Genomic DNA, 24,667 nt, shown 5'->3' on the forward strand with positions numbered 1-24,667 from the left:
TCCCGGGCGCCCGGGCGTCCCGGTGGGACGCACTCCGGGGGCACCCGGCGGGCACCCCCGGAGCGGTCGTCACTCCGGGCGGCGGGAACGCGCCTTGTAGGCGGCCTTGCGGGCCTCCTTGGCGACCTGCTTGTCGCCGTGGAACTCGCCGATGGCGTCCAGCACCTCGGGGGTGCAGACATGCTCCACCCGCCACAGCTCGGCCAGGAAGGCCGCCGGGTCGGGCGACAGCGGCAGTCCGCCGACCAGCTCGGTGAGCAGCTCGGTGTCGACGTCCGGGTCCATCAGCTGGGCCGCCAGGGTGTCCACGGTGGTCCACAGGGCCATGGTGCGGCCCGGCTCGGGGACGTCCGCGGCACCCCGCTCCACCAGCCAGGCGCGGCAGAAGCCGCCCAGCTCGGGGTCGTCCAGCACCTCGCGCAGCGCGGGCTCGGCGTCGGCGCCCAGCTCGGTGAGGGCCAGCTGGCACAGCACCCGGCGGACCGGGCCCAGGGTGTCACCGCCCCGGGCGGCGGCCAGCAGCTCGCGGGCGGCCGCCAGCGGCTCCCGTCCGCGCACCCACTCGCGGATCTCCTCCTCGGGCAGCACATTGACCGCCTCCGACACCCCGCGCAGCAGCGCGGCGGCGTCTCCCTTGGCGTGCTCACCCACCAGCGGGGCGTCGTAGCCCTCCTCCAGCAGCCACTGGCGCACCCCGTACTGGCCGAGCGGGGTGAGCCGGACCAGGCCGAACCTGGCCGCCTCCTCGTCGTCGACCGGCGCCTCGGGCAGCGGGGTCTCCGTCTCGCCCTCCTCGGGCTCCTCGAAGAGGTCGGGGTCGATGGGGTGGTACTCCACCAGTCCGATCTCCGACAGGTCGGAGAGCATGGGGTCGAGAGCGACCATCACGGAGGTGATGTCGCCGAGCATCTCCTCGGTGGGCTCCTGCCCGTCCGGGACCACCAGCAGCGCGGCCAGCACGCCCAGCGGCACCGTCTCGGCGCCCTGCTCGGCGAAGGCGGTGGACTCGTAGAGCACCTGGAGCGCCTGGTCGAGGAGTTCCTGCGCCTCCTCGTGGGCCGCCTCGAACTCCTCCACCGACGCGGCCGCGCGCTCCTCGTCCAGCTCGTCGGAGTCGCCGACCGCCAGCTCACCCGGGTCGGGGAAGGGCGCATCCGCCTCGGACGCGGTGTCGATCACCACATCGGCGGCGCTCAGCCAGGCCTCCAGCACGGCCTCGGGGTCACCCGACTCCACCGCGGCCAGCTCGTCACCCGGCCGGGCGACCTGGCCCTCCCCCTCGTCCTTGGCGGCCTCGCCGATCTCGATCAGCTCCAGGTCCACCGCCAGCGACCAGGCCTGCATCAGCGCGGCCGTACCGCGCTCGGCGTCCTCGTCGGCATCGGCCAGTCCGAGCGCCGCCGAGGCCTCCGCCTCCAGCTCCGCCCCGGGTTCGCCGAACTGGTCCACCGGACGGTACGGGGCGATCCAGCGGGCGAGCCGTACGGCGCGGTCCAGCAGCGGCACCTGCAGCGCGACCGCGGCGAGCTCGGCCTCGGGCAGCAGCCTCACCGGGGGGACGAACACCGGGGCGTCGTCGGGGTCGGTCGCGTCGTCCAGGCCGCCCGCACGGTAGGCGCCGTACAGCTCCTCGACGGCCAGGTCGGCGGGGAGCCTGCCGCCCGGCTCCGTGCCCTGGCCGGTGGCCGACGGGCTGTCAGGGGTGTTGCGGCGTCGTCCGGCCATGGTGGCACGTTCTCCTCGGACTGGCACGGGTGGAGCGGATGGGATGCGGCCGGCTCAGGTGCTGGGGCACGGTGGCCGGTTCCGGCACCAGCCTATCGGCCCGGTGGCCGCCGATGCGCCTTCGGCGGCCCGTGCCGGAGTGTGGTGCCAGGGGGTGGTGCCAGGGGGGTGGCGGGTGGTCAGCCGAAGCCCGGGGTGCGGCGCCTGACCGAACCGCGCTCCTGGCGCGGCGCCTGCTGGCCACCGGTCGGGGGGAAGGGCCTGGGCAGGCTCTCCGCCGCGGCCTCGGCGGCCAGCATCCAGGCCTCGGTGTCCGGCAGCCGGGGCGGCTGCTGGGGGCCGCCGGTGAACTGGAAGGCCGAGGTGAGGTCGCCGAAGGCGGACCGGCGCCAGGCAGTGAGGTTCTTCTCCTGCACCCCGGTGACCCGCTCCAGGAAGCGCAGCTGCGAGGTGTGGTCGAAGGGCTCGCCCGCCACCCAGCCGCCGACCGTCCACGGCGAGACGATGATGCACGGCACCCGGAACCCGGCCCCGATCGGCAGCCCCGCCACCGACTCACCGGTGGTGCCGGGGCCCGCCACGGGCGGCAGCACATGGTCGAAGAGCCCGTCGTTCTCGTCGTAGCTGAGGATGAAGACGGTCTTGGCCCACACCTGGGGGTTGGAGGCGATGGCCTCGATCTTGGAGGCGATGTAGTCGGCGCCCACCGCCGGCAGGTAGTCGGGGTGCTCGCACTGGTAGCTGGTGGGGATGATCCAGGAGACGGTCGGCAGCCGGTCGTTGCGGGCGTCGTCCTCGAAGGAGCCGGCCGGGGAGTTGGTCAGGCCGCGCTCGTAGAGCGGGTCGCCGCGCCGGGCGCGGCGGAAGGTGTCGAAGGACGTCAGCATGTTGCAGCCGTAGTTGTCCTCCTCCTGGTAGACCTGCCAGCTGATCCCGGCCGCCTGGAGCCGCTCCGGATAGGTGGTCCACCGGTAGGGGCGGGGCGCCGCGTTGGTGGTCACCGGACCGCCGTGCCGGCCGCCGGGGTCGATGGTGCCGGTCATCCAGTAGAGGCGGTTGGGCCAGGTCGGGCCCATCACCGAGCAGAAGTAGTGGTCGCAGAGGGTGAAGCTCTCCGCGAGGGCATAGTGGAAGGGGATGTCCTCACGGGTGTAGTAGCCCATGGTGAAGGGTCCGTTGGCGTCGCCGTCCGCGGCGCGGTGGGCGCGCACCCAGCGGTCCATCCGGCCGTAGTTCCACGACTCGTGCTGCACGTCCCAGGCGTGGCTGGTCGAGGGGATGGCCTGGGCGCTGGTGCGGTGGGTGTCCAGATGGAAGGGGAGCAGATAACCCTGGGAGTTGCCGGGGTCGGGCTGGTGGAAGACGTCCCGGCCGTCGGGCAGCTGCAGCGCATGGGGGTCGTCGAAGCCCCGGACCCCGGCGAGGGTGCCGAAGTAGTGGTCGAACGAACGGTTCTCCTGCATCAGCAGGACCACATGCTTCACATCCCGCAGCGAACCCCGGCCGCGGCCCCGCCGCCACCGCCCGCCGCACACTGGGCGGCATCAGCGCGGCCGCCGCACCGGCCGCCGTGGCCGCCGCCGCACCGAGCAGTCTCCTTCGGGTCATCCCGGTCATGGGTCCGCCTTTCCACCGTGCCGCGGGCGATCGAGGGGATACCCCACCGACTCTCCCGACGGATTCGGCCGACCGGGCGGCGACGCACGAGAGATTCAGGAGCACGGGGGACCCCCGCTGCGCCATTCGGGGGAAGAGTGGTACGTCCAGCCGATTTTCTGACCAGCCCGTTTGAGCACGTATTCTTCGACCCGGTCCGGTACGCACGGCGTCCGGAACCCCGGGGCCACCGAGCCCCACCCGCAACCCGCAACCCGGCTCCACCCGGATGCCCGTACGACGGCCCACACCCACGGCGCCGCCGCGCGGGCGCGTCGGCACACCCCGCCGACCCGGCCGTGGGAGCCAGTACCACAGGAGACCCACGACCTTGGTGGACCTCGGGTCGGCCGGCACCCGGCTGACCGATACCCTGCTGCCCCGCGAGCTCGCCCCGCGCGAGCTGCTGCGCCTCTCGGCCCTCAGCCGCTGGAACGCCGCCCGCGGCATCCGCGTCGGCCTGTCGGCCGCCGTCCTGCTCGCCCTGCTGACCGGCGCCAACCTGGCCACGCCGATCTATCCGCTGCTCCAGCAGCGGCTCTCGCTGACCGCGCTGGACACCACGCTGCTCTTCTCCGTGTATGTGTTCGCGCTGGTCCCGGTGCTCGCCGCGGTCGGCCACTGGTCCGACCACCTCGGCCGCCGCGCGCTGCTGCTGCCCGCCGTCGCGCTCTCCGCCTGCGGGGACGCGCTCTTCGCCACCGCAGGCAGCCTCGGGCAGCTGGCGCTGGGCCGTGCCGTCCAGGGGGTCGCGGTGGGCATGGCCACCGGCGCCGCCGGGGCGGCGCTCACCGATCTGCTGCCCGACCGGCCGGGTCTGGCCGCCAAGCTCACCCTGGCCTCATCGGCGGGCGGTGTCGCGGCAGGACCGGTGATCGGCGCTGCGCTGGCCCGGGGCGGACATCCGGTGCACACACCCTTCCTGATGCATGCGGTGGCGCTGCTGGCGCTCTGCGTACCGCTGGCGCTGCTGCATCCGCGCAGCCCGGGGCACCAGCCGCAGCGGGCCACCGCCCGGGAGCGGCGGCCGCACCGCACGGCACTGCGGCCGCGGGCGCTGGCGCTGCCGGCCCAGGGGCGCAGGGAGTTCCTGCTGGCGGCCGGGACGGGCTTTGTCAGCTACGCCGTCTTCGGGGTCTATCTCAGCCTGGCGCCCGCATACAGCGCCGACCTGCTGCACACCGGCTCCCGGATGACCGGGGCCGTGGTGGCGGCGCTGCTGCTGGGCGCCTCCGCCGCGACCCAGCTGGCGGCGCCCCCCTCGGCCCGGCGGCTGCTGCCGGTCCTGGGCATGGCGGGCCTGGCCGCGGGGCTGGGCATGGTCGTTGCGGCCGGGTATGTGCACGCGCCGGCGCTGCTGATCGCGGGCAGCCTGCTGGGCGGTGCCTGCCAGGGGCTGGCCTTCCGCTCGCTGTTCACGGCGGCCTGCGCGGCGATGGATCCGCAGCGGCGGGGCAGCCAGCTGAGCACCTTCTGGGTGATCGTCTATCTGGGCAGCTCCCTGCCGATCGTGGCGGTGGGCGCGGTCGCCCAGCGGACCGGTCTGCTGCCCGCCTTCAGCGGCTTCGCCGCGGTGGCGTGCGCGGCCTGCCTGGGCCTGGCGGTGGCGGCGCTGCGACGGCGGTGAGTGCGGGGCCTGTCCGGCCGTGTGCCCGCCCGGGCGCACGGCCGGACAGGCCCTTTTGCGCAACCCGGGCGGGCCGCGGCGGCCTGCGCCCCGGCCCCGGTCCGCTCAGGCGGGGGTCTAGCTGAAGGCGGGGGCGCGGTGGGGGCGGCGCCGAAGGTGGTGCTTCCCCCGGGCCGCAGGGCGCCGTTGAAGCCCAGGTCCGCGGCGGTGACGGTGGTGCCGCTCCGGGCGAGGTCTGCGTTCCGGTGCTCGGTGGCGGTCGTACCGGCGGGCCCGGGCCGGATCCGGCCGGCCGGGCGCGGTGCCCCGCTCCGAACCAAGGAGGGCCCGCCGGCCGGGCATGCTCGCGACAGCAGTGCCGGCGCCCCGTCATCATCGCCCCGCTCGACACCGTGGGAGGATCCCTTCGCGCCATGGGTCGCCGCGGCCCTCCCGCTCACCCGACGCCGAGCGCCCCGGGCGCGACGAGGAAACAGGCGCAACGGAAGGGCCCGCGCATGGCTGTCATCCACCGCACCACACTCACACCCGGCAAGCTGGAGCTCCTCGCCGACTGGCTGCCGACGCGGCGCTGGTACCTCGGCGGGGAAGGCGGGCCGCTGCTCACCAAGGCCGGAGGCTTCCGGCTGGACGATCCGCACGGTGAGGTGGGGATCGAGTTCATGGCGGTGACCGACGAGTCCGGGAGCCGGCCGATCACCTACCAGGTGCCGCTCAGCTACCGCGGGGCCCCGCTCGACGGCGCAGCCCACGCCCTCATCGGCACTACCGAGCACGGGGTGCTCGGCCGTCGCTGGGTCTACGACGGCAGCCGCGACCCGGTGCTCGTCGCCCAGCTCCTCGCCCTCGTCGTCGGCGAGGCCGAACCGCAGGCCCAGAGCACCAGCGACGCCCCCGACCCGACCGTGACCCGCCACTTCACCGGAACCGGGCCCCTGTCGCCGGCCAGGCTCGCGGAGGTGGCCGACGGGCCGCACAGCACCGACCTCCCGCTCGGCACCGGCCCGGGCGGACAGCTCACCCTCCGGCTGAACCGCGTCCTGCGGCCCCGGCAGGACGACCCCTCCCCCGATGCGGCGCAGCGCCTGGGACACATCGAGGGCCAGTGGCTGCTGCCCGGCGGCGCCACGGCACGCGGCCTGTTCGCTGTCGTCCGCGACGACACCCCCCGCCCGGCGGCCGGACCGGCGCAGCCGTCATAGGACGACAACCCGGGTCGCCGGCCGGCGGGCCGGCCTTCCGGGGACCCCGGCCTCGGGAGCGCCTCGCCCGGGTTCGCCCGAACCCGGGCCGGCGAGGGTCGGCGCTCGGCCTGGCTGCGGGAGAACGGCCTGTCCCAGTCACCCCCGGCGGGTGCAACCGGCCCGCTACCCCGGGGTCCGGGCGCCCAGGGCCTGGATGAACCAGTCGCACTCCGGCGCCGGGCTCTGCGGCGCCGACCAGCCGTTGACCACCGCGAGCAGCTGGAGGTAACGCTCCCTGCGCGGGTCGCTCACGGTCTCCAGCCGGGTCAGCAGCCGGCGCCTGAGGCCGATGTCGTCGGGGCGGCCCAAGGCCTGCGCGTACTGGGCCATGACCGCCGCGACGACCGGATCGGCCTGGGGCGAGCCCGGGTGGATGCCCGCCGCCAGGGCTGGGCCGACCCGGTCGCGGACCTCCGCGACCGGGTCGCGGCGCAGGCCCGTGGTGCCGCCCTCCGCCCGGTCGGCCACATGGTCCTCAGCGATCCGCCGCATGCCCGCCCGGAAATCCGGGTCCTGGGACAGCTCGGCCAGCTCCACCCATGCCTCCAGCTGTCCGGGGTCGGGGTCCTCGGGCAGCTCGGGGGTCATCGACCGCGTCACCCCCGCCAGTTCGGGGTCGGCGTCCAGGCCACCGAAGACGCTGCGGAGGAAGTCGCCGACCAGCCGGCGGCGTTCGTCCTCGGAGAGGTTGGCCAGTCTGTGCATGAGATCCATCTCCTCAGGGGTCGACCCGCGCCTGGCCGCCGCCGTCAGCACCGCCTGCCGCAGGCGCAGGACGCGGATCTCCACGGCCAGTGCCCGGGCGTGCGCCGCGGCGACCTCGGGCAGCGACAGCTCCCGGTCCATGACCCTGCGGATCGTGGGCAGGTCCAGTCCCAGCTGCCGCAGCGTCCGTACCAGGTCCAGACGTGCCTTGGCGTCAGTGTCGTACCGGCGGTAGCCGGCGGGGCTGCGGTGGGTCGGCGTCACGATGCCCCGGTCGGAGTAGAACCGGATCGTCTTGACCGTGAGCCCGGTGCGCCGGGCCAGCTCGCCGATCGAGTAGAGCGTGTCGCCGTCCATGCCCTCACCCTGGCGTCTCCCCCTACGGGAGACGCAAGCCCTTCAGCTGCAGTCGGCGCCCACCGCCGGCGGGCTGTGCGGTCTCCTGTCATACGCAGGGAGCGCAAGCCTTGTGCAGCCGCACGACCACTGGAGCGGGGCGGCGCACCCCGCAATCCTGACAGCGGCGGGCCCTGCGGCACAGCACTGCCCCGCATCCCGGGGGGATGCGGGGCAGTGCTGTGCCGGTGGTGCGATCAGACGTTGAAGCCCAGGGCGCGGAGCTGCTCCCGGCCGTCGTCGGTGATCTTGTCGGGGCCCCACGGCGGCATCCAGACCCAGTTGATCCGCAGGTCCTGGACGAGGCCGTCGGTGGCGCTGCGCGCCTGGTCCTCGATGACGTCGGTGAGCGGGCAGGCCGCCGACGTCAGGGTCATGTCCACCGTGGCCACATCGGACTCGTCGATATGGAGGCCGTAGATCAGGCCCAGATTGACCACGTCGATACCCAGCTCGGGGTCGACCACGTCCATCAGTGCCTCGGTCAGGTCCTCCACCGAGACGGTGCCGGCGGTGGTGCCGACGATGCCGGTCGAGGTGGTCTCCTCGGTCCCGGCCGCCGGGGCGGCCGCCACCGGGGCGGCGCTCTCGGTCTCGCTCATGCTTGCGTCCTCCTCGGGACTCACTCGGGGCGCTGCGCCATGGCCTGGGCGGTGGCGTCCTTCCAGGCCATCCAGCTCAGCAGGGCGCACTTGACGCGGGCGGGGTACTTGGAGACGCCGGAGAACGCCACGGCGTCCTCCAGCACCTCCTCGTCGCCCTCCGACTGGCCCTTGCTCTGCATCAGCTCCAGGAAGGCCTCCTGGACCTTCTGGGCGTCGCCCACGCTCTTGCCGACCACCAGGTCGTTCAGCACGGAGGCGCTCGCCTGGCTGATCGAGCAGCCCTGCGACTCGTAGGACACATCGGTGACCACCGGGCCTTCGAGCTTCACCCGCAGGGTGATCTCGTCGCCGCACGTCGGATTGACGTGGTGGACCTCTGCGTCGCCCTCCCGCAGCCCCTTGCCGTGGGGGTTGCGGTAGTGGTCCAGGATGATCTCCTGGTACATGGAATCGAGCTTCACGTCTGCGGGTCCTCCTACCCGTCAGCCCACACCGAAGAAGCTGCGCACATGGTGCAGCCCGTCGATGAGGGCGTCGACCTCGGCCGGCGTCGAGTACAGGTAGAACGACGCCCGCGTGGTCGCAGGAATTCCGTACCGCAGGCAGACCGGGCGGGCGCAGTGGTGGCCGACCCGGACCGCGATGCCCTGCTCGTCCAGCACCTGGCCCACATCATGGGGGTGGATGTCGCCCAGGGTGAAGGAGATGGCGGCGCCGCGGTCCTCGGCCGTACGCGGGCCGATGATCCGCAGGTCGGGCACCTCCAGCAGCCGCTCCACCGCATAGCCGGTGATGGCGTGCTCATGGGCGGCGACCGCGTCCATGCCGAGGCCGTTCAGGTAGTCGATGGCGGCACCGAGCCCGATCGCCTGGGCGATCGGCGGGGTGCCGGCCTCGAACTTGTGCGGCGCGGGCGCATAGGTGGAGGAGGACATCGAGACGGTCTCGATCATCTCGCCGCCGCCGAGGAAGGGCGGCAGGTCCTCCAGCAGCTCATGGCGGCCCCACAGCACACCGATGCCGGTCGGGCCGAGCATCTTGTGGCCGGTGAAGGCGACGAAGTCGGCGCCGAGCGCCTGCACGTCCAGCACCATGTGCGGGGCGGCCTGCGAGGCGTCGATGACCACCAGGGCGCCGACGTCCTGGGCGCGGCGGACGATGGCCTCCACCGGGTTGATCGTGCCCAGGATGTTGGAGACCAGGACGAAGGAGACGACCTTGGTCTTCTCGGTGATCAGCTGCTCGATGTTGGACAGGTCCAGCCGGCCGTCGTCGGTGAGGCCGAACCACTTCAGCTTCGCTCCGGTGCGCTGCGACAGCAGCTGCCACGGGACGATGTTGGAGTGGTGCTCCATCTCCGTGATGACGACCTCGGCGTCGCTGTCCACGCGGTAGGGCTCGTCGGCCCAGCCCAGCATGTTGGCGACCAGGTTGAGGGACTCCGAGGCGTTCTTGGTGAAGATCACCTCATCCCGGCTCGGCGCGTTGATGAACGCCGCGACCGTGTCGCGGGCGCCCTCGTACAGCGCTGTGGCCTCCTCGGCCAGGACATGGACGCCGCGGTGGACGTTGGCGTTGTGCTGCTCGTAGTACGTGTTCAGCGCGTCGAGCACCTGCCGCGGCTTCTGCGAGGTCGCCGCGTTGTCCAGGTACACCAGGGGCTGCCCGTCGTGCAGCAGCCGCTGCAGCACGGGGAAGTCCTTGCGGATGGCGTCGGTGTCCAGCAGACCGGTCAGCTCACGGTGCGCCGATCCGGGATGGATTGTCACTCGGAAGCGCCCCCCTTCACATATGCCTCGTAGCCCTCGTTCTCCAGCTTGTCCGCGAGCTCGGCGCCGCCGGACTCGACGATGCGGCCGTTCGCGAAGACATGCACGTAGTCGGGCTTGATGTAGCGCAGGATGCGCGTGTAGTGGGTGACCAGCAGGGTGCCGACCTCGCCGCCCTCGCGGACCCGGTTGATGCCCTCGGAGACGACCCGCAGAGCGTCGACGTCCAGGCCGGAGTCGGTCTCGTCCAGAATGGCGATCCGCGGCTTCAGCAGCTCCAGCTGGAGGATCTCGTGGCGCTTCTTCTCACCGCCGGAGAAGCCCTCGTTGACGTTGCGCTCGGCGAAGGCGGGGTCCATCTGGAGCGCGGCCATGGCCTCCTTGACCTCCTTCACCCAGGTGCGCAGCTTGGGGGCCTCGCCGCGGATGGCGGTGGCGGCGGTGCGCAGGAAGTTGGAGACGGAGACACCGGGGACCTCGACCGGGTACTGCATGGCGAGGAAGACACCGGCGCGGGCGCGCTCGTCCACCGACATGGCGAGGACGTCCTCGCCGTCCAGCGTCACGGTGCCACCGGTGACGGTGTACTTGGGGTGGCCGGCGAGGGAGTACGCCAGGGTGGACTTGCCGGAGCCGTTGGGGCCCATGATGGCGTGGGTCTCGCCCTGCTTCACGGTGAGGTCGACACCGCGGAGGATCTCCCGGGGGCCGTTCTCGGCCTCGACGGAGACGTGCAGGTCGCGGATTTCAAGCGTGGCCATGGGGCTTCAGGACTCCTGGGTGACGGAGACGAAGACCTCGTCCCCTTCGGTCTTTACGGGGTACACGGGAACGGGCTTGGTGGCCGGCAGCCCGGACGGCTTGCCGGTGCGCAGGTCGAAGCTGGAACCGTGCAGCCAGCACTCGATCTGGCAGTCCTCGACCTCGCCCTCGGAGAGGGAGACATTGGCGTGCGAGCAGATGTCGTTGATCGCGAACACCTCGCCCTCGGTACGCACGACGGCCACCGGGACGCCGTCGATCTCGACGCGCTTGGGACTGTCCTCGTCGAGGTCGCTGAGAGCGCAGACCCGGACGAAGCCCTGGGGTGCGGAGGTCATGCGAGGGTGGCCTCCAACTCCGCGTCGATCTTCTCCAGCAGCTTCTCCTGCACATCGGGCAGGCCGATCTGCTGGACCAGTTCGGCGAAGAAGCCGCGGACCACCAGCCTGCGGGCCTCGTCCGCGGGGATGCCGCGGGCCTGCAGGTAGAAGAGCTGCTCGTCGTCGAAGCGACCGGTGGCGGAGGCGTGTCCGGCACCGACGATCTCGCCGGTCTCGATCTCCAGGTTGGGGACCGAGTCGACCCGGGCGCCGTCGGTGAGAACCAGGTTGCGGTTCAGCTCATAGGTGTCGGTGCCCTCGGCCTCGGCGCGGATCAGCACATCGCCGATCCAGACCGCATGCGACTCCTCGCCCTGGAGCGCGCCCTTGTAGGCGACGTTGGAGCGGCAGTGCGGGGTGTCGTGGTCGATGAAGAGGCGGTGCTCCAGGTGCTGGCCGGCGTCGGCGAAGTACAAGCCGTAGAGCTCGGCCTCGCCGCCGGGGGCGCCGTAGACGACCCGGGGGTGGAGGCGGACCAGGTCGCCGCCGAAGGTGACCACCACCGACTTGAAGGAGGCGTCCCGGCCGACCAGCGCGGTGTGCTGGGCGGCGTGCACCGCGGTTGCGTCCCAGTCCTGGACGGAGACCACCGTGAGCTTGGCGCCGTCGCCGATCAGGTACTCCACATTGGCGCCCAGCACGGCGTCACCGGTGTGCTCGATGACGACCACGGCCTCGGCGAAGGCGCCGAGTTCGATCACCTGGTGGCCGTAGGCGGTGCCGCCCTCGCCGTGCACCGAGACCCGGATCGGCTCGCTGAGCACGGTGTCCTTGGGCACGGAGATCACGGAGGCCTTCTCGAAGGCGGAGAACGCCTGGGCGGCGATCCGGTCGACGGGCTTGCCGGCCTTGCCGACCCGGCTGTCGCCGCGGTCCACCGTCTCCTGGGTCACCCCGGCCGGTGCCGAGACCTCCACCCGGATGCCGCCGTTGGCCTCGGCCGTGCCGTCGTGCAGGCCGCGCAGCCGGTGCAGCGGGGTGAACCGCCAGTTCTCCTCGCGGCCGGTGGGCACCGGGAAGTCCGCCACGTCGTAGGACGCGACGGCCTCCACCCGGGCGTCGACCGGCTGGCTGACGGCCGCGGTGCGGCCGGTGCCGGGCCCGGCCAGCTGGGCTCCGGCGCCGGCTGTGCCGACCTCGATGGAACCGGCGGTCGTCGAGCCGGTCGTGTTCTGAACATCAGCCATGGCTGCGGCTGCTCTCGCTTCCTGGTGATCCGGTGGGTCTTCGCTGGGGTCCGGCGTCAGCCGACCGCGCCTTCCATCTGCAGCTCGATCAGCCGGTTGAGCTCCAGCGCGTACTCCATCGGCAGCTCACGCGCGATCGGCTCCACAAAGCCGCGCACGATCATCGCCATGGCCTCGTTCTCCGACATGCCGCGGCTCATCAGGTAGAAGAGCTGGTCCTCGCTGACCTTGGAGACGGTCGCCTCGTGGCCCATGGAGACATCGTCCTCGCGGACGTCGACATAGGGGTAGGTGTCCGAGCGGGAGATGGTGTCCACCAGCAGGGCGTCGCACAGCACATTGGACTTGGAGCCCTCGGCGCCCTCGCCGATCTCGATCAGGCCGCGGTAGGAGGTACGGCCGCCGCCGCGCGCCACCGACTTGGAGACGATGGACGAGGAGGTGCGGGGAGCCATGTGGACCATCTTGGCGCCGGCGTCCTGGTGCTGGCCCTCGCCCGCGAAGGCGATGGACAGGGTCTCGCCCTTGGCGTGCTCGCCCATCAGGTAGACGGCGGGGTACTTCATGGTGACCTTGGAGCCGATGTTGCCGTCGACCCACTCCATGGTGGCGCCCTCGTAGGCGACGGCGCGCTTGGTCACCAGGTTGTAGACGTTGTTCGACCAGTTCTGGATGGTCGTGTAGCGGCAGCGGGCGCCCTTCTTGACGATGATCTCGACGACCGCGGAGTGCAGCGAGTCCGACTTGTAGATCGGCGCGGTGCAGCCCTCGACGTAGTGGACGTAGGCGTCCTCGTCGACGATGATCAGGGTCCGCTCGAACTGGCCCATGTTCTCGGTGTTGATCCGGAAGTAGGCCTGCAGCGGGATCTCCACGTGCACGCCCTTCGGCACGTAGATGAAGGAGCCGCCGGACCAGACCGCGGTGTTCAGCGCGGCGAACTTGTTGTCGCCGGCCGGGATCACGGTGCCGAAGTACTCCTGGAAGAGCTCCGGGTGCTCCTTGAGCGCGGTGTCGGTGTCCAGGAAGATGACGCCCTGCTGCTCCAGGTCCTCACGGATCTGGTGGTAGACCACCTCGGACTCGTACTGGGCGGCGACACCGGCGACCAGGCGCTGCTTCTCGGCCTCGGGGATGCCCAGCTTGTCGTAGGTGTTCTTGATGTCCGCGGGCAGCTCGTCCCAGGTGGCGGCCTGCTTCTCGGTGGAGCGGACGAAGTACTTGATGTTGTCGAAGTCGATCCCGGAGAGGTCGGAACCCCAGGTCGGCATCGGCTTCCTGTCGAACAGCCGCAGGCCCTTGAGCCGCAGCTTGAGCATCCACTCCGGCTCCGACTTCTTCGCGGAGATGTCGCGGACGACCTCTTCGCTCAGGCCGCGCTTGGCGGCGGCGCCGGCGGCGTCGGGGTCGGCCCAGCCGTACTCGTAGTTGCCCAGACCCTCGAGCTCCGGGTGAGCGGTCGTGGTCATACGGGGTTCCTCCCGGAGGCAGTCTTCGTGGTCGGTGACGTCGTGGTGGATGGTCGGCTTGCGGTGTCGGTCCTGGCGGTGTCGCCGGGCGGCACATGGGTGGTGCAGACCCCGTCGCCGTGGGCGATGGTGGCCAGCCGCTGCACATGGGTGCCCAGCAGCCGCGAGAAGACTTCCGTCTCCGCCTCGCACAGCTGCGGGAACTGCTCGGCGATGTGCGCCACCGGGCAGTGGTGCTGGCAGAGCTGCTCGCCTGCGAGCGCCTTCGCGGCGGACGGCACACGCCGCACCGTGGCAGCGTACCCGTCCGCGCTCAGGGCTCGCGCAAGCGCCTCGGTGCGGTCCTGGGTGCCGGCCCCCGCGACGGCGGCGCCGTAGCGCTCGGCGTCGCGCTCCAGCCGGGCGCGGGCGAAGGCGGCGACCGCCTCCGCGCCCGCCTTGCCGCCGCCGGCGGCCTCGGCGATCCAGCGCAGGGCGTCGGCGGCCAGCTGGTCGTAGGCCTGGTAGAAGACATCCCGGCCGCACTCGGTGAGTGCGAACACCTTGGCCGGACGGCCGCGGCCCCGGTGGCCGTAGACCCGCTGCTCACCGGACTCGACCAGGCCGGCTGCGGCCAGTGCGTCGAGATGGCGGCGGACCGCCGCGGATGTCAGCCCCAGCCGCTCGGCCAGATCGGCGGCGGTGGAGGGGCCGTGGTCCAGGATGGAGCGGGCCACCCGGTCCCGGGTGGCCTCGTGGCCGCCCTGGCCTGCGGCGGATTCTCCGGACGCGGGCAGCGGCGCAGCAGCGGCCGACTCGACCGCCTGCTCCTCCGGGTGCTCGCGCATGTTTTTCACAACGCCATTGTTGCGTAATTCATTCCGATGCGACAAGCGGGGTGCGAAGACCGCACGGTGGCCTCGATCACTCAGGGGAGCCTTACCGGGCCGGCTGCGGCACAGCGCCGCAGCCGGCCCGGACGCGAGTGGGAGACTGGCATGGGCATGCAGGAGCGGACGAGGACTCCAGGGAGCCGCGAGGATGCACAGGCAGCAGGGCTCGGCGGACGGTGTCGGCAGCTGGGAGCTGATCCAGGGCAGACCCGACCCGCGGCTGCGCGGGCGGGTCCTGGACTACCGCGGCCATCTGCTGGAACTGGTGGCCCCGCGGCGCCGGCTGGAGGTGCCGACCGGACTGGTGACCCTGATGGCGGGCTTCGGTGAGCCGCTGCGGCTGACCGACGCGGTCTGCCACGAGCGTTCGGAGTCCTTTGGCTCGCTGGTGTGCGGGCTGCGCCGGACTGCCACCATCGGGGAGCACGTCGGCCGGATGCACGGGGTGACCGTGGCCCTCACCCCGGCGGCCGCCTGGCGGGTACTGGGACCGGTCCTCGGCGACCTGGGCAATGAGTGGGCCGGGCTCGACCAGGTGCTGGGCCCGGTCGGACGAGATCTGCCGGCCCGGCTGGCGGAGGCGCCGGACTGGCCGAGCCGCTTCGCGCTGCTGGACCGGCTGCTGCTGACCCGGCTGTCCGCCGGCCCGGTCTGGGCGCCCGAGGTCTCGCTGGCCTGGGAGCTGCTGCACCGCAGCGGTGGCGCCGCACGGGTACGGCGGCTCTGCGAGGAGACCGGCTGGAGCCCCCGCCGACTGGAGACCCGCTTCCGCGCCCAGGTGGGACTGCCGCCCAAGCAGGTCGCCCAGGTCGTGCGGCTGCGGCGGGTGCTGCGAGCCTTCGACGCCGACCCGGGACTGGGCGGCGCCCGGATCGCCGCCATGTGCGGCTTCCACGACCAGGCCCATCTGGTGCGCACCTTCCGCGCCATGACCGGCAGCACCCCGGGGCGCTTCTTCGGCCACCGGGCCGCCGCCGAGCCGGCCGAACCGCCCACCGACCGGCTGGACGACCGGGTCACCACCGCGGTGCTGCCCGCGGGGGCGCAGCGAACCGCACCGGCCGGCGTTCGCATTCGTACAAGACGGCTCGGCGACCGGCCGTCAGGATGACGGGTGGCCCGCACGGGGGACGGGCCACCGTGCTCCCGGCGCCCGGGTACGGCACCCTGCGTCGGCCGGGAGCCGCCACGGCCGCCGGGGGCATGTCGCCGGTGCCCCCTGGAAGATCACGGCCACGGTGTCCATAGACTCGACGGCATGGAAGCAGAACCTGCGGTCGAGGTGGTCGGCCTGGTGAAGCGGTACGGCCGGAAGACCGCGGTGGACGGGCTGGACCTCACCGTCGGCCGCGGCGCGGTGACCGCGGTGCTCGGCCCCAACGGCGCAGGCAAGACCACCACCATCGAGACCTGTGAGGGCTACCGGCGCCCCGACGCCGGGACGGTGCGCGTGCTGGGCCTGGACCCGGTCGCCGACGCCGCCCGGCTGCGCCCCAGGGTCGGTGTGATGCTGCAGTCCGGGGGCGTGTACGCAGGTGCGCGCGCCGTGGAGATGCTCCAGCACACCGCAAAGCTGCACGCCCGGCCGCTGGATGTGGACTCCCTGGTGGAGCGGCTCGGCCTCGGCTCCTGCGGCCGCACCGCCTACCGCCGGCTCTCCGGGGGCCAGCAGCAGCGGCTGGCCCTGGCGATGGCCGTGGTGGGCCGCCCCGAACTGGTCTTCCTGGACGAGCCCACCGCCGGCCTGGACCCCCAGGCCCGCCGCGCCACCTGGGACCTGGTCCGCGACCTGCGCGCCGACGGTGTCACCGTGGTGCTCACCACCCACGCCATGGAGGAGGCCGAGCAGCTGGCCGACCAGGTGGCGATCGTCGACGGCGGCCGGGTCATCGCCCAGGGCAGCCCCGCCGAGCTGGTCCGCAGCAACGAGAGCGCCGGGGACACACAGGAGGCGCTGCGGTTCGACGGCCGTCCGGGACTCGACCTGGGCGCACTGCTGAAGGCACTGCCGGACGGCACCGCCGCCGCCGAGCTGGCCCCTGGCTCGTACCGGATCCGCGGGCCCCTCGACCCCCAGCTGCTGGCCACCGTCGCCGCCTGGTGCGCCCAGGTGGGCGTGCTGCCGGACCGGCTCACCGTGGAGCGGCGGAGCCTCGAAGACGTCTTCCTCGAACTGACCGGACGGGAACTGCGCTCATGACCACCACCCCGCGGGAGAGCTACACACCCGCGCCCGGAGCCGCCCCGCTCGGCCGGATGCTGCTGGCCCAGACCGGCCTTGAGACCAGGATGCTGCTGCGCAACGGCGAGCAGCTGCTGCTGACCGTGGTCATCCCCACCGTGCTGCTGGTGCTGTTCAGCGCCGTGGACGTGGTGGACACCGCCGGACCCGGCAAGCGGGTGGACTTCCTCGCCCCTGGCCTGCTGGCGCTGGCCGTGCTGTCCACCGCCTTCACCGGGCAGGCCATCGCCACCGGCTTCGAGCGCCGCTACGGGGTGCTCAAGCGGCTCGGTGCCTCCCCGCTGCCACGGTGGGCGCTGCTCACCGCCAAGACCGGCTGTGTACTGGTGACCGAGGTGCTCCAGGTCGCGCTGCTCTCGGTGATCGCGCTGGCGCTGGGCTGGTCGCCGCACGGCGACCCCTTCTCGGTGGCCGCGCTGCTGGTGCTGGGCACCGCGGCGTTCTCCGGCCTCGGGCTGCTGATGGCGGGCACCCTGCGGGCGGAGGCGACGCTCGCCGCGGCCAACCTGGTCTTCGTCCTGCTGCTGCTGGCGGGCGGTGTGGTGGTGCCGCTCGAGAAGTTCCCGGCCGCGGCGCGCGGAGTGCTGGAGCTGCTGCCCATCAGCGCCCTCTCCGACGGGCTGCGTTCCGTACTGCAGCACGGCTCCTCGCTGCCGCTCGGCGATCTGGGCGTCCTGGCGGTCTGGGCGGTGCTGGGGCTGGCGGCGGCGGCCCGCTTCTTCCGCTGGGAGTAGTCCGCTGCGCACTTCGCTGGGAGCAGTCCGCTGGGAGCAGCAGTCCGCTGGGAGCAGGGCGCGAACGCGACGGCGGCGGGCCCGGAACCTCTTCGGTTCCGGGCCCGCCGCCGTTCTGCGGGCGTTACCGGGTCAGCTGCGGGCGCCGCGGCGACGGCGCGACATCACCAGCAGGCCACCGCCGAGGGCCACCACGGCGACCGCCGCACCGGCGATCACCGGGGTGCTGCTGGAGGCACCGGTCTCGGCCAGGCCCGGACCGGAGCTCGGCGCGACGGAGGCCGACGCGGCCACCACCGGGGCGCTGCTGGACGGCGCCGCGCTGGAGGCGGCCGGGCTGGACGGCGCCGCGCTCGACGGTGCGGCACTGGACGGCGCGGCGCTGGAGGCGGCCGGGCTGGACGGCGCCGGGCTGGTCACCGGCGGGGCCGACGTCTCGTGGCCCGGGCAGACCTCGGCGGTCTTGTGCTCGTCCAGGGCGCCGTTGCCGTCCCCGGACTCCACGATCAGCTCGACGTCCAGAGCCTTGCTGTGGTCCTCCAGTTTGAGGTCCTGCTGGAAGCTCTCACCGAAGGTGGACGGGCCCAGCACGGTGGTGCCGTCGACCTTCACCGTGACGGTGTTGTGCACGCCCGCGTTGTACTTGACCAGGTTGATGTGAACCGACGAGCAGTCGATGGTCCACGCCGGGACGTGCGCGGAGGCGGAGCCCGCCAGCACACCGGTCCCGAGAAGTGCAGTTGCCGTGGCCGCGGCCGTGATACCTCCGCGAACCCACCCCTGACGCGCCATTGCCTCTCCCTCCACACGTTGCCACCCTGCGTGAGCGGGGCCACCCAGGGATTCAGGGGCGGACTTTACAGGTACGTGACACGCGGCCTCCGGGCGGGGTGCGGCTCCCCGGGGCTCCGCACCACCCGCCGGCACCCCCGGACCCCGGCGCCGGGCCGCGGACCGGGCGACCTAGGATGTGCGGGTGAGTACCCCCTTGTCCTATCTCGCCGGGCGGCTGCAGCCCTCGGCGAGGGCCGTGCGTGTGGTCTGCCTCGCCGCACTGGTGATGAGCGTGGTCATCGTGGTGACCGGCGCCGCCGTGCGGCTGACCGCCTCCGGGCTGGGCTGCCCGACCTGGCCGAAGTGCACCGCCGACACCCTGGCACCCACCGCCGCCATGGGGATCCACGGTGTCATCGAGTTCACCAACCGCATGCTCACCTACGTCCTGTGCGCCGCCGTCGGCGCGGCGATCATCGCTGCCCGCTGCCGTACCCCGTGGCGGCGCAGCCTCACCCGGCTGGGCTGGGCGCAGTTCTGGATCGTGATGAGCAATGCGGTGATCGGCGGCATCACGGTGCTCACCGGGCTCAACCCCTACACGGTGGCGGTGCACCTGCTGGCGTCCATGGCGCTGATCTGGGTGGCGCTGGTCACCTGGGAGCGGTCCAAGGAGGGCGACGGCCGGCCGGAGCCCCTGGTCGCACGGCCCCTGGTGCAGCTGTCGTATGTGCTGGTGGCGCTGACCGGCTGCCTGATGGCCGCGGGCACCGTGGTGACGGGTACGGGCAAGCACTCCGGGGACTCCAGCGATGTGCCGCGGATCCCGCTGGACTACGACCGGGTGACCCAGTTCCATGCCGACTTCGCCTTTGTCACGGTCGGCCTCACACTGGCGATGATCTTTGTGCTGCGGGCGGTGCAGGCACCCGCCCCGGCCCGGGCCCGCGCCCGTGACCTGCTGGTGGTCCTGCTGGCGCAGGGCCTGATCGGCTTTGTGCAGTTCTTCAACGGCTCGCCCGAACTCCTGGTCGGCGCACACCTGCTGGGCGCCACGCTGGTGTGGGTGGCGGCCCTGCGCATCCCGCTGGCCCTGCGGGTCCGGCCGGAGCTGCCGGAGGCGCCCGCTGCCGCTGACTCCGCCGGGCACACCGCCGGTCTCGTCACCGCGGGCTGACCGGTCCGCCCCTGGACACGCCCGGGCGAAACTGCGCGAGAGGCCCCCTACGGCCGTAGGGGGCCTCTCGCGTTCCTGGCGCTGTACGGACCGGCCCGGGGACGGCGGTCGCACCGCCGCACGCAGCGGTCTGCCACCGGGTCAGGCAGCGCGGCCACCGCCGAGCTGGATGCCGGCCATACGGGACCACTCATAGGAGGACGTCCGCACCTTCAGGGCCAGTTCGCCGTCGAAGGAGTCATGGAGGGTGAGCCCGGCCAGCTCGGCGGCGCGGCGGGCGATCTCGTAGCGGGGGGCCACCTGGTCCCCCCAGGCGCCGTCGGCGCCCACCAGCACGATGCGGGTGGCGTTGCGGCCCACGTACTCCACGACGCCCTCGGCGCTGCCGCCGTGCCGGGCCGCGAAGGATTCGATGCTCCTGGCGATGCGCTTGGCCCGCCGCTGGTCGCGGGCGGCGGCGCGGGCGTCGGTGGTCTCTGCTTCGCTGCTCATGGCCGGATCCTACCGATGAGTAAAGATGCTGGCGACGGCAGCCGAGTGTGCGGCACCCCACAGCTCGCGGCACCCCGCAGATGCGGACGGCCCCGCCGTCCGTTGAACGGACGGCGGGGCCGGTGCGTTTCAGGGCCTGCGGGTCAGCGCAGGAAGGGGTCCAGTGCGACCGCGACGAAGAGCAGCGTCAGATAGGTGATCGACCAGTGGAAGAGGCGCATCTCCTTGAGCGCGGCGCCCACCACACCCGCCTTGGCGCGGCTGTACAGGCCGTGCGCCTCCTTCAGCCAGAACGCGCCCAGCAGCAGGGCGGCGGCCGGGTAGAGCCAGCCGGTGTGCCCCAGCGGCCACAGGGCCATCGAGACCGCGACCATCACCCAGGAGTAGATGACGATCTGCCGGGCGACACGGTGTTGGAGGCGACCACGGGCAGCATCGGCACACCGACGTTGGCGTAGTCCTCCTTGACCTTCATGGAGAGCGGCCAGTAGTGCGGCGGCGTCCAGAAGAAGAGGACCAGGAAGAGCACCACCGCGGCCCAGGAGAGCGAGCCGGTCACGGACGCCCAGCCGATGAAGACCGGCATGCAGCCGGCGATGCCACCCCAGACGATGTTCTGCGAGGTCCGGCGCTTCAGGCCCAGCGTGTAGCCGAAGACATAGAAGAGCAGGGCGGCCAGCGCCAGGCCCGCGGAGAGCCAGTTGACGAAGAGGCCCAGCCACAGGGTGGAGACCACCGCCAGCACCGTGCCGAACACCAGCGCCTCGCGCGGCGACACCATGCCGGTGACCAGCGGGCGGCGCTCGGTGCGGCGCATCCGCGCGTCGATGTCCCGGTCGATGTACATGTTGAAGGTGTTGGCGCCACCCGCGGAGAGGTAGCCGCCGATGACAACGTTCAGCACCTTCAGCAGGTCCGGGACGCCACGCTCGGCGAGGAACATCACCGGGACCGTGGAGATCAGCAGCAACTCGATGATGCGCGGTTTGGTCAGCGCGACAAAGGCCCCGACACGGGCCCCGAGCGGCCGGTGCCCGGGGGTCGCCCCGACGACCCCGGCCGGGCGGGATTCGACGGCGGTCACGGACACCCCTGGTGTATGAAACTTCGCCGGCACCGGGCTGCCCCGGTCGCCGTGCGCGTACCACGCCACTTTAGACGCTGCACGGTCACGCCCCGCGCCGGGGGTCCCCGTGTCACCCGGGCGCGGGAACCGCCGCCTCCCCGAAGCGGTGCCTCCCGGCCGCCTCCCCCTCACCGCTCGTTCAGCGGGCGGACCCGCGGTGTCCGGGTGAGGCTGGAAGAAAGCATTCAAGGGAATCCGACAGTCGCCGTCTCGGTTCCTGGAGCGCGGGAGGAGGGCAGGAGCCCGAACGGTAGGCTCGCACGTGGAAGCGGGATGAGCCCTCCGTGACACAGGCCGCCCGACGTCAGACCCGCAGCGCAGCGACTGGACGGCGAGGTCCCCATCACGGGGTTGAGTGAAACATACGGAAGGAGCCCTGAACCAGGGTGAGCACCAAGCCGACTAACGCATTCGAGTGGACCGATCTGGACAGGCGGGCGGTGGACACGGTGCGTGTCCTCGCGATGGACGCGGTGCAGAAGGTCGGCAACGGGCACCCGGGCACAGCGATGAGCCTGGCCCCCGCCGCGTACCTGATCTTCCAGCGGTTCCTGCGGCACGACCCGACCGACCCCGCGTGGGCGGGCCGCGACCGCTTCGTCCTCTCTCCCGGGCACACCAGCCTGACGCTGTACGCGCAGCTCTTCCTGTCCGGCTACGGCCTGACGCTTGATGATCTGAAGTCTTTCCGCACCTGGGGCAGCAAGACCCCCGGCCACCCCGAGCACGGCCACACCGCCGGCGTGGAGACCACCACCGGCCCGCTGGGCCAGGGCATCGCCAACGCCGTGGGCATGGCGATGGCCGCCCGTTACGAGCGCGGCCTGTTCGACCCGGAGGCTGCGGCCGGCGCCTCGCCGTTCGACCACACCGTCTGGGCGATCGTCTCCGACGGCGACCTGGAGGAGGGCATCTCCGCGGAGGCGTCCTCACTGGCCGGCCATCAGAAGCTGGGCAACCTGGTCGCGCTCTACGACGACAACCACATCTCCATCGAGGGCGACACCGAGACGGCCTTCTCCGAGGACGTGCTGGGGCGCTACGAGGCGTACGGCTGGCACGTCCAGCGGATCCAGCCCAGCGAGAACGGCGACATCGACGTCGCCGCGCTGCACGACGCGCTGAAGGCGGCCAAGGAGGAGACCGGCCGTCCGTCCATCATCGCGATGCGGACCATCATCGCCTGGCCCGCGCCGCACGCGCAGAACACCGGCAAGGCCCACGGCTCGGCGCTGGGCGCCGATGAGGTCGCGGCCACCAAGAAGGTGCTGGGCTTCGACCCGCCAAGGACTTCGAGGTCTCCGACGAGGTGCTGGCCCACGCCCGTGAGGTGGTGGAGCGCGGCCGCAAGCTGCACGCGGAGTGGGAGGGGACCTTCACCGCCTGGCGCGAGTCCAACCCCGAGCGCGGCGCGGAGTTCGACCGTATCGAGGCCGGCCGGCTGCCGGAGGGCTGGGAGAAGGCCGTTCCGTCCTTCCCGGCCAGCGACAAGGGCGTCGCCACCCGCAAGGCCTCCGGTGACGTGCTGAAGGCACTGGGCCCGGTCGTCCCGGAGCTGTGGGGCGGCTCGGCCGACCTGGCGGAGTCCAACCTCACCACCATCGAGGAGGGCTCCTCCTTCCTCCCCGAGGGCAACCCGCTGCCGGGCGCGTCCCCGTACGGCCGCACGGTGCACTGGGGCATCCGCGAGCACGCCATGGGCTCGACCATGAACGGCATCGCGCTGCACGGCAACACCCGTATCTTCGGCGGCACCTTCCTGGTGTTCTCCGACTACATGCGCCCGGCCGTGCGGCTTGCCGCGCTGATGAAGCTGCCGGTCACCTATGTGTGGACGCATGACTCCATCGGCCTCGGCGAGGACGGTCCCACCCACCAGCCGATCGAGCACCTGGCCGCGCTGCGCGCCATCCCGGGGCTGGCCGTGGTCCGCCCCGGCGACGCCAACGAGACCGCCGTGGTGTGGCGGACCGTGCTGGAGCGCCACAGCAGCAAGCCGGGCCCGACGGGCCTGGCGCTGACCCGTCAGAACGTGCCGACCTACGACCGCGAGAGCGGCGAGTTCGCCTCCGCCGAGGGCGCCGCCCGCGGTGGATACGTCCTCCAGGAGGCCTCCTCCGGCCGCCCCCGGGTCATCCTGATCGGCACCGGCTCCGAGCTGCAGCTGGCCGTCAAGGCCCGTGCGGCGCTGGAGGCCGACGGCATCCCGGCCCGGGTGGTCTCGATGCCGTCCGTGGAATGGTTCAACGAGCAGGACGAGTCGTACCGCGACTCGGTGCTCCCGCCCGACATCAAGGCCCGGGTCTCGGTCGAGGCCGGGATCGCCCTGGGCTGGCGCGAGATCGTCGGTGACAGCGGCCGGTCCGTGTCGCTGGAGCACTACGGCGCCTCCGCCGACTACCAGATCCTGTTCGAGCAGTTCGGCATCACCTCCGAGGCCGTGGTCGCCGCCGCCCACGACTCGATCACCGCAGCAACGCGCTGAACCGCGAGGTCACGGGTCGCGTACCTGCGCGCACGCACGGTACGCGGCCCGGCCCCCGGCATCGGCGAGACGACGAAGAGGAAGTAGCGATCATGACCGACGCACTCAAGCGCCTCAGCGACGAAGGCGTGGCCATCTGGCTGGACGACCTCAGCCGCAAGCGGCTGAACACCGGCAACCTGGCCGAGCTGGTGCGCGACAAGCACGTGGTCGGTGTCACCACCAACCCGACCATCTTCCAGAAGGCCATCGGCGGCAAGGACGACTCCTACGACGAGCAGCTCCGCGACCTCGCGGTGCGCGGTGTGACCACGGACGAGGCCGTCCGCATGATCACCACGGCTGACGTCCGCGAGGCCGCCGATGTGCTGCGCCCCGTGTACGACGCCAGCAACGGCCGCGACGGCCGGGTCTCCATCGAGGTGGACCCGCGGCTGGCGCACAAGACCGAGCCCACCTTCGCCGAGGCGCGGCAGCTGTGGTGGCTGGTGGACCGTCCCAACGTGTTCATCAAGATCCCCGCCACCAAGGCCGGCCTGCCCGCCATCGCCGACACCCTGGGCGAGGGCATCAGCGTCAATGTCACGCTGATCTTCTCGCTGGAGCGCTACCGCGCCGTGATGGACGCGTTCCTCACCGGCCTGGAGAAGGCCAAGGCAGGCGGCCACGACCTCTCCACCATCGAGTCGGTCGCGTCCTTCTTCGTCTCCCGGGTCGACACCGAGATCGACAAGCGGCTGGACAAGATCGGTGGCGAGGCCAAGTCGTTGCGCTCCAAGTCCGGTATCGCCAACGCCCGGCTCGCCTACCAGGCCTACGAGGAGGTCTTCGCCTCCGACCGCTGGAAGGCGCTGGAGGCCGCCGGTGCCAAGCCGCAGCGCCCGCTGTGGGCGTCCACCGGCGTCAAGGACCCGGCGCTGCCGGACACCCTGTATGTGACGGAGCTGGTCGCACCCGGCACCGTCAACACCATGCCCGAGGCGACCCTCCTGGCCACCGCGGACCACGGCGAGATCACCGGCGACACCGTCACCGGCGCCTACGCCCAGGCCAAGGCCGACATGGATGCCATCGCAGCGGCCGGCGTCGACTACGACGACGTCGTCCAGGTGCTGGAGGACGAGGGCGTCGAGAAGTTCGAGACCTCCTGGGTGGAGCTGCTGGACACGGTCACGGCCTCGCTGGCGGACTTCGCCAAGAAGCCCGCCAAGTGACCCAGCTCCCCACAGCCGTCTGACGA

General features: G+C 72.2%; 20 protein-coding genes and 4 pseudogenes. 9 read left to right on the plus strand and 15 right to left on the minus strand.

Translation table 11 applies throughout. From position 1 onward, the window contains the following. Window positions 1-69: 69 nt before the first annotated feature. Window positions 70-1,725: a hypothetical protein gene (locus AB0761_RS11575; RefSeq protein WP_377268901.1), complete on the minus strand. Its 1,656-nt coding sequence runs from the start codon at window positions 1,723-1,725 to the stop codon at window positions 70-72. Window positions 1,726-1,904: 179 nt separating this feature from the next. Then, window positions 1,905-3,342 (minus strand): annotated as a pseudogene (locus AB0761_RS11580) (alkaline phosphatase family protein). Window positions 3,343-3,715: 373 nt separating this feature from the next. Here AB0761_RS11580 and AB0761_RS11585 point away from each other — a divergent pair. Further along, window positions 3,716-5,008: an MFS transporter gene (locus AB0761_RS11585; RefSeq protein WP_377274020.1), complete on the plus strand. Its 1,293-nt coding sequence runs from the start codon at window positions 3,716-3,718 to the stop codon at window positions 5,006-5,008. A 149-nt stretch (window positions 5,009-5,157) separates the two neighbouring features. Here the strand turns inward: AB0761_RS11585 and AB0761_RS11590 are convergent. Further along, window positions 5,158-5,520: pseudogene (locus AB0761_RS11590) on the minus strand (cellulose binding domain-containing protein); the annotation flags it as partial. Here AB0761_RS11590 and AB0761_RS11595 point away from each other — a divergent pair. Next, window positions 5,506-6,210 carry a 1,4-alpha-glucan branching protein gene (locus AB0761_RS11595; protein WP_377268902.1) on the plus strand — a complete coding sequence of 235 codons (705 nt, stop codon included), beginning with the start codon at window positions 5,506-5,508 and terminating at the stop codon, window positions 6,208-6,210. The pseudogene AB0761_RS11590 and the gene AB0761_RS11595 overlap by 15 nt on opposite strands. A 165-nt stretch (window positions 6,211-6,375) precedes the next feature. On the opposite strand, the gene AB0761_RS11600 is transcribed toward AB0761_RS11595, so the two are convergent. The 9 genes from AB0761_RS11600 to AB0761_RS11640 form a co-directional block, all read right to left on the minus strand. Then, a complete protein-coding gene (locus tag AB0761_RS11600; RefSeq protein WP_377268903.1) occupies window positions 6,376-7,314 on the minus strand; it encodes a MerR family transcriptional regulator in 939 nt (312 codons plus the stop codon). A 236-nt stretch (window positions 7,315-7,550) separates the two neighbouring features. Beyond that, window positions 7,551-7,955: a metal-sulfur cluster assembly factor gene (locus AB0761_RS11605; RefSeq protein ID WP_377268904.1), complete on the minus strand. Its 405-nt coding sequence runs from the start codon at window positions 7,953-7,955 to the stop codon at window positions 7,551-7,553. Between the two features lie 20 nt (window positions 7,956-7,975). Continuing rightward, window positions 7,976-8,419 carry a Fe-S cluster assembly sulfur transfer protein SufU gene (sufU, locus tag AB0761_RS11610; RefSeq protein WP_377268905.1) on the minus strand — a complete coding sequence of 148 codons (444 nt, stop codon included), beginning with the start codon at window positions 8,417-8,419 and terminating at the stop codon, window positions 7,976-7,978. A gap of 21 nt (window positions 8,420-8,440) precedes the next feature. After that, entirely contained in the window at window positions 8,441-9,721 is a 1,281-nt protein-coding gene (locus AB0761_RS11615) for a cysteine desulfurase (RefSeq protein ID WP_377274022.1), read from the minus strand. Window positions 9,722-9,723: 2 nt separating this feature from the next. Beyond that, the gene (gene sufC, locus AB0761_RS11620) at window positions 9,724-10,488 is read right to left on the minus strand and encodes a Fe-S cluster assembly ATPase SufC (protein ID WP_377268906.1); all 765 of its coding nucleotides are present in this window, start codon (window positions 10,486-10,488) and stop codon (window positions 9,724-9,726) included. Between the two features lie 6 nt (window positions 10,489-10,494). Continuing rightward, window positions 10,495-10,827 carry a bifunctional 3-phenylpropionate/cinnamic acid dioxygenase ferredoxin subunit gene (locus AB0761_RS11625; RefSeq protein ID WP_377268907.1) on the minus strand — a complete coding sequence of 111 codons (333 nt, stop codon included), beginning with the start codon at window positions 10,825-10,827 and terminating at the stop codon, window positions 10,495-10,497. Beyond that, window positions 10,824-12,056, minus strand: coding sequence for a Fe-S cluster assembly protein SufD (sufD, locus tag AB0761_RS11630; RefSeq protein WP_377268908.1), 1,233 nt, complete (start codon window positions 12,054-12,056; stop codon window positions 10,824-10,826). Before sufD ends, AB0761_RS11625 begins: the two co-directional genes overlap by 4 nt. Window positions 12,057-12,112: 56 nt before the next feature. Further along, window positions 12,113-13,525: a Fe-S cluster assembly protein SufB gene (gene sufB / locus AB0761_RS11635; RefSeq protein ID WP_377268909.1), complete on the minus strand. Its 1,413-nt coding sequence runs from the start codon at window positions 13,523-13,525 to the stop codon at window positions 12,113-12,115. Next, on the minus strand, window positions 13,522-14,352 hold the full coding sequence (locus AB0761_RS11640; protein ID WP_377274024.1) for a helix-turn-helix transcriptional regulator: 831 nt from the start codon (window positions 14,350-14,352) through the stop codon (window positions 13,522-13,524). Before AB0761_RS11640 ends, sufB begins: the two co-directional genes overlap by 4 nt. A 193-nt stretch (window positions 14,353-14,545) precedes the next feature. Between AB0761_RS11640 and AB0761_RS11645 the strand changes: the two genes are divergently transcribed. The 3 genes from AB0761_RS11645 to AB0761_RS11655 all read left to right on the plus strand — a co-directional run bounded on the left by AB0761_RS11645 (window position 14,546) and on the right by AB0761_RS11655 (window position 17,373). Next, a complete protein-coding gene (locus AB0761_RS11645) occupies window positions 14,546-15,508 on the plus strand; it encodes a helix-turn-helix domain-containing protein (protein ID WP_377268910.1) in 963 nt (320 codons plus the stop codon). A 147-nt stretch (window positions 15,509-15,655) separates the two neighbouring features. Then, window positions 15,656-16,597 carry an ABC transporter ATP-binding protein gene (locus tag AB0761_RS11650; protein WP_377268911.1) on the plus strand — a complete coding sequence of 314 codons (942 nt, stop codon included), beginning with the start codon at window positions 15,656-15,658 and terminating at the stop codon, window positions 16,595-16,597. After that, entirely contained in the window at window positions 16,594-17,373 is a 780-nt protein-coding gene (locus tag AB0761_RS11655) for an ABC transporter permease (RefSeq protein WP_377268912.1), read from the plus strand. The genes AB0761_RS11650 and AB0761_RS11655 overlap by 4 nt, the downstream gene beginning before the upstream one ends. 132 nt (window positions 17,374-17,505) lie before the next feature. On the opposite strand, the gene AB0761_RS11660 is transcribed toward AB0761_RS11655, so the two are convergent. Continuing rightward, window positions 17,506-18,165, minus strand: a complete 660-nt coding sequence (locus AB0761_RS11660; protein ID WP_377268913.1) for an LAETG motif-containing sortase-dependent surface protein — start codon at window positions 18,163-18,165, stop codon at window positions 17,506-17,508. A 184-nt stretch (window positions 18,166-18,349) separates the two neighbouring features. Between AB0761_RS11660 and AB0761_RS11665 the strand changes: the two genes are divergently transcribed. Next, window positions 18,350-19,324, plus strand: a complete 975-nt coding sequence (locus tag AB0761_RS11665) for a heme A synthase (RefSeq protein WP_377268914.1) — start codon at window positions 18,350-18,352, stop codon at window positions 19,322-19,324. Between the two features lie 141 nt (window positions 19,325-19,465). Here AB0761_RS11665 and AB0761_RS11670 read toward each other — a convergent pair whose 3' ends face one another. After that, window positions 19,466-19,816, minus strand: a complete 351-nt coding sequence (locus AB0761_RS11670) for a hypothetical protein (protein WP_377268915.1) — start codon at window positions 19,814-19,816, stop codon at window positions 19,466-19,468. A gap of 143 nt (window positions 19,817-19,959) precedes the next feature. Continuing rightward, window positions 19,960-20,900 (minus strand): annotated as a pseudogene (locus tag AB0761_RS11675) (heme o synthase). A gap of 506 nt (window positions 20,901-21,406) precedes the next feature. Between AB0761_RS11675 and AB0761_RS11680 the strand changes: the two are divergent. From AB0761_RS11680 to tal, 3 genes and pseudogenes are all read left to right on the plus strand, one after another. After that, window positions 21,407-22,920 (plus strand): annotated as a pseudogene (locus AB0761_RS11680) (transketolase family protein); the annotation flags it as partial. Window positions 22,921-22,974: 54 nt separating this feature from the next. Continuing rightward, window positions 22,975-23,427, plus strand: coding sequence for a transketolase C-terminal domain-containing protein (locus tag AB0761_RS11685; protein ID WP_377274026.1), 453 nt, complete (start codon window positions 22,975-22,977; stop codon window positions 23,425-23,427). Between the two features lie 92 nt (window positions 23,428-23,519). Continuing rightward, window positions 23,520-24,641 (plus strand): transaldolase, encoded by a 1,122-nt coding sequence (gene tal / locus AB0761_RS11690; protein ID WP_377268916.1) that lies wholly within the window; start codon window positions 23,520-23,522, stop codon window positions 24,639-24,641. The last annotated feature ends 26 nt before the right edge of the window (window positions 24,642-24,667 follow it).

The organism is Peterkaempfera podocarpi (assembly GCF_042466665.1).
Taxonomy (GTDB): domain Bacteria; phylum Actinomycetota; class Actinomycetes; order Streptomycetales; family Streptomycetaceae; genus Peterkaempfera; species Peterkaempfera podocarpi.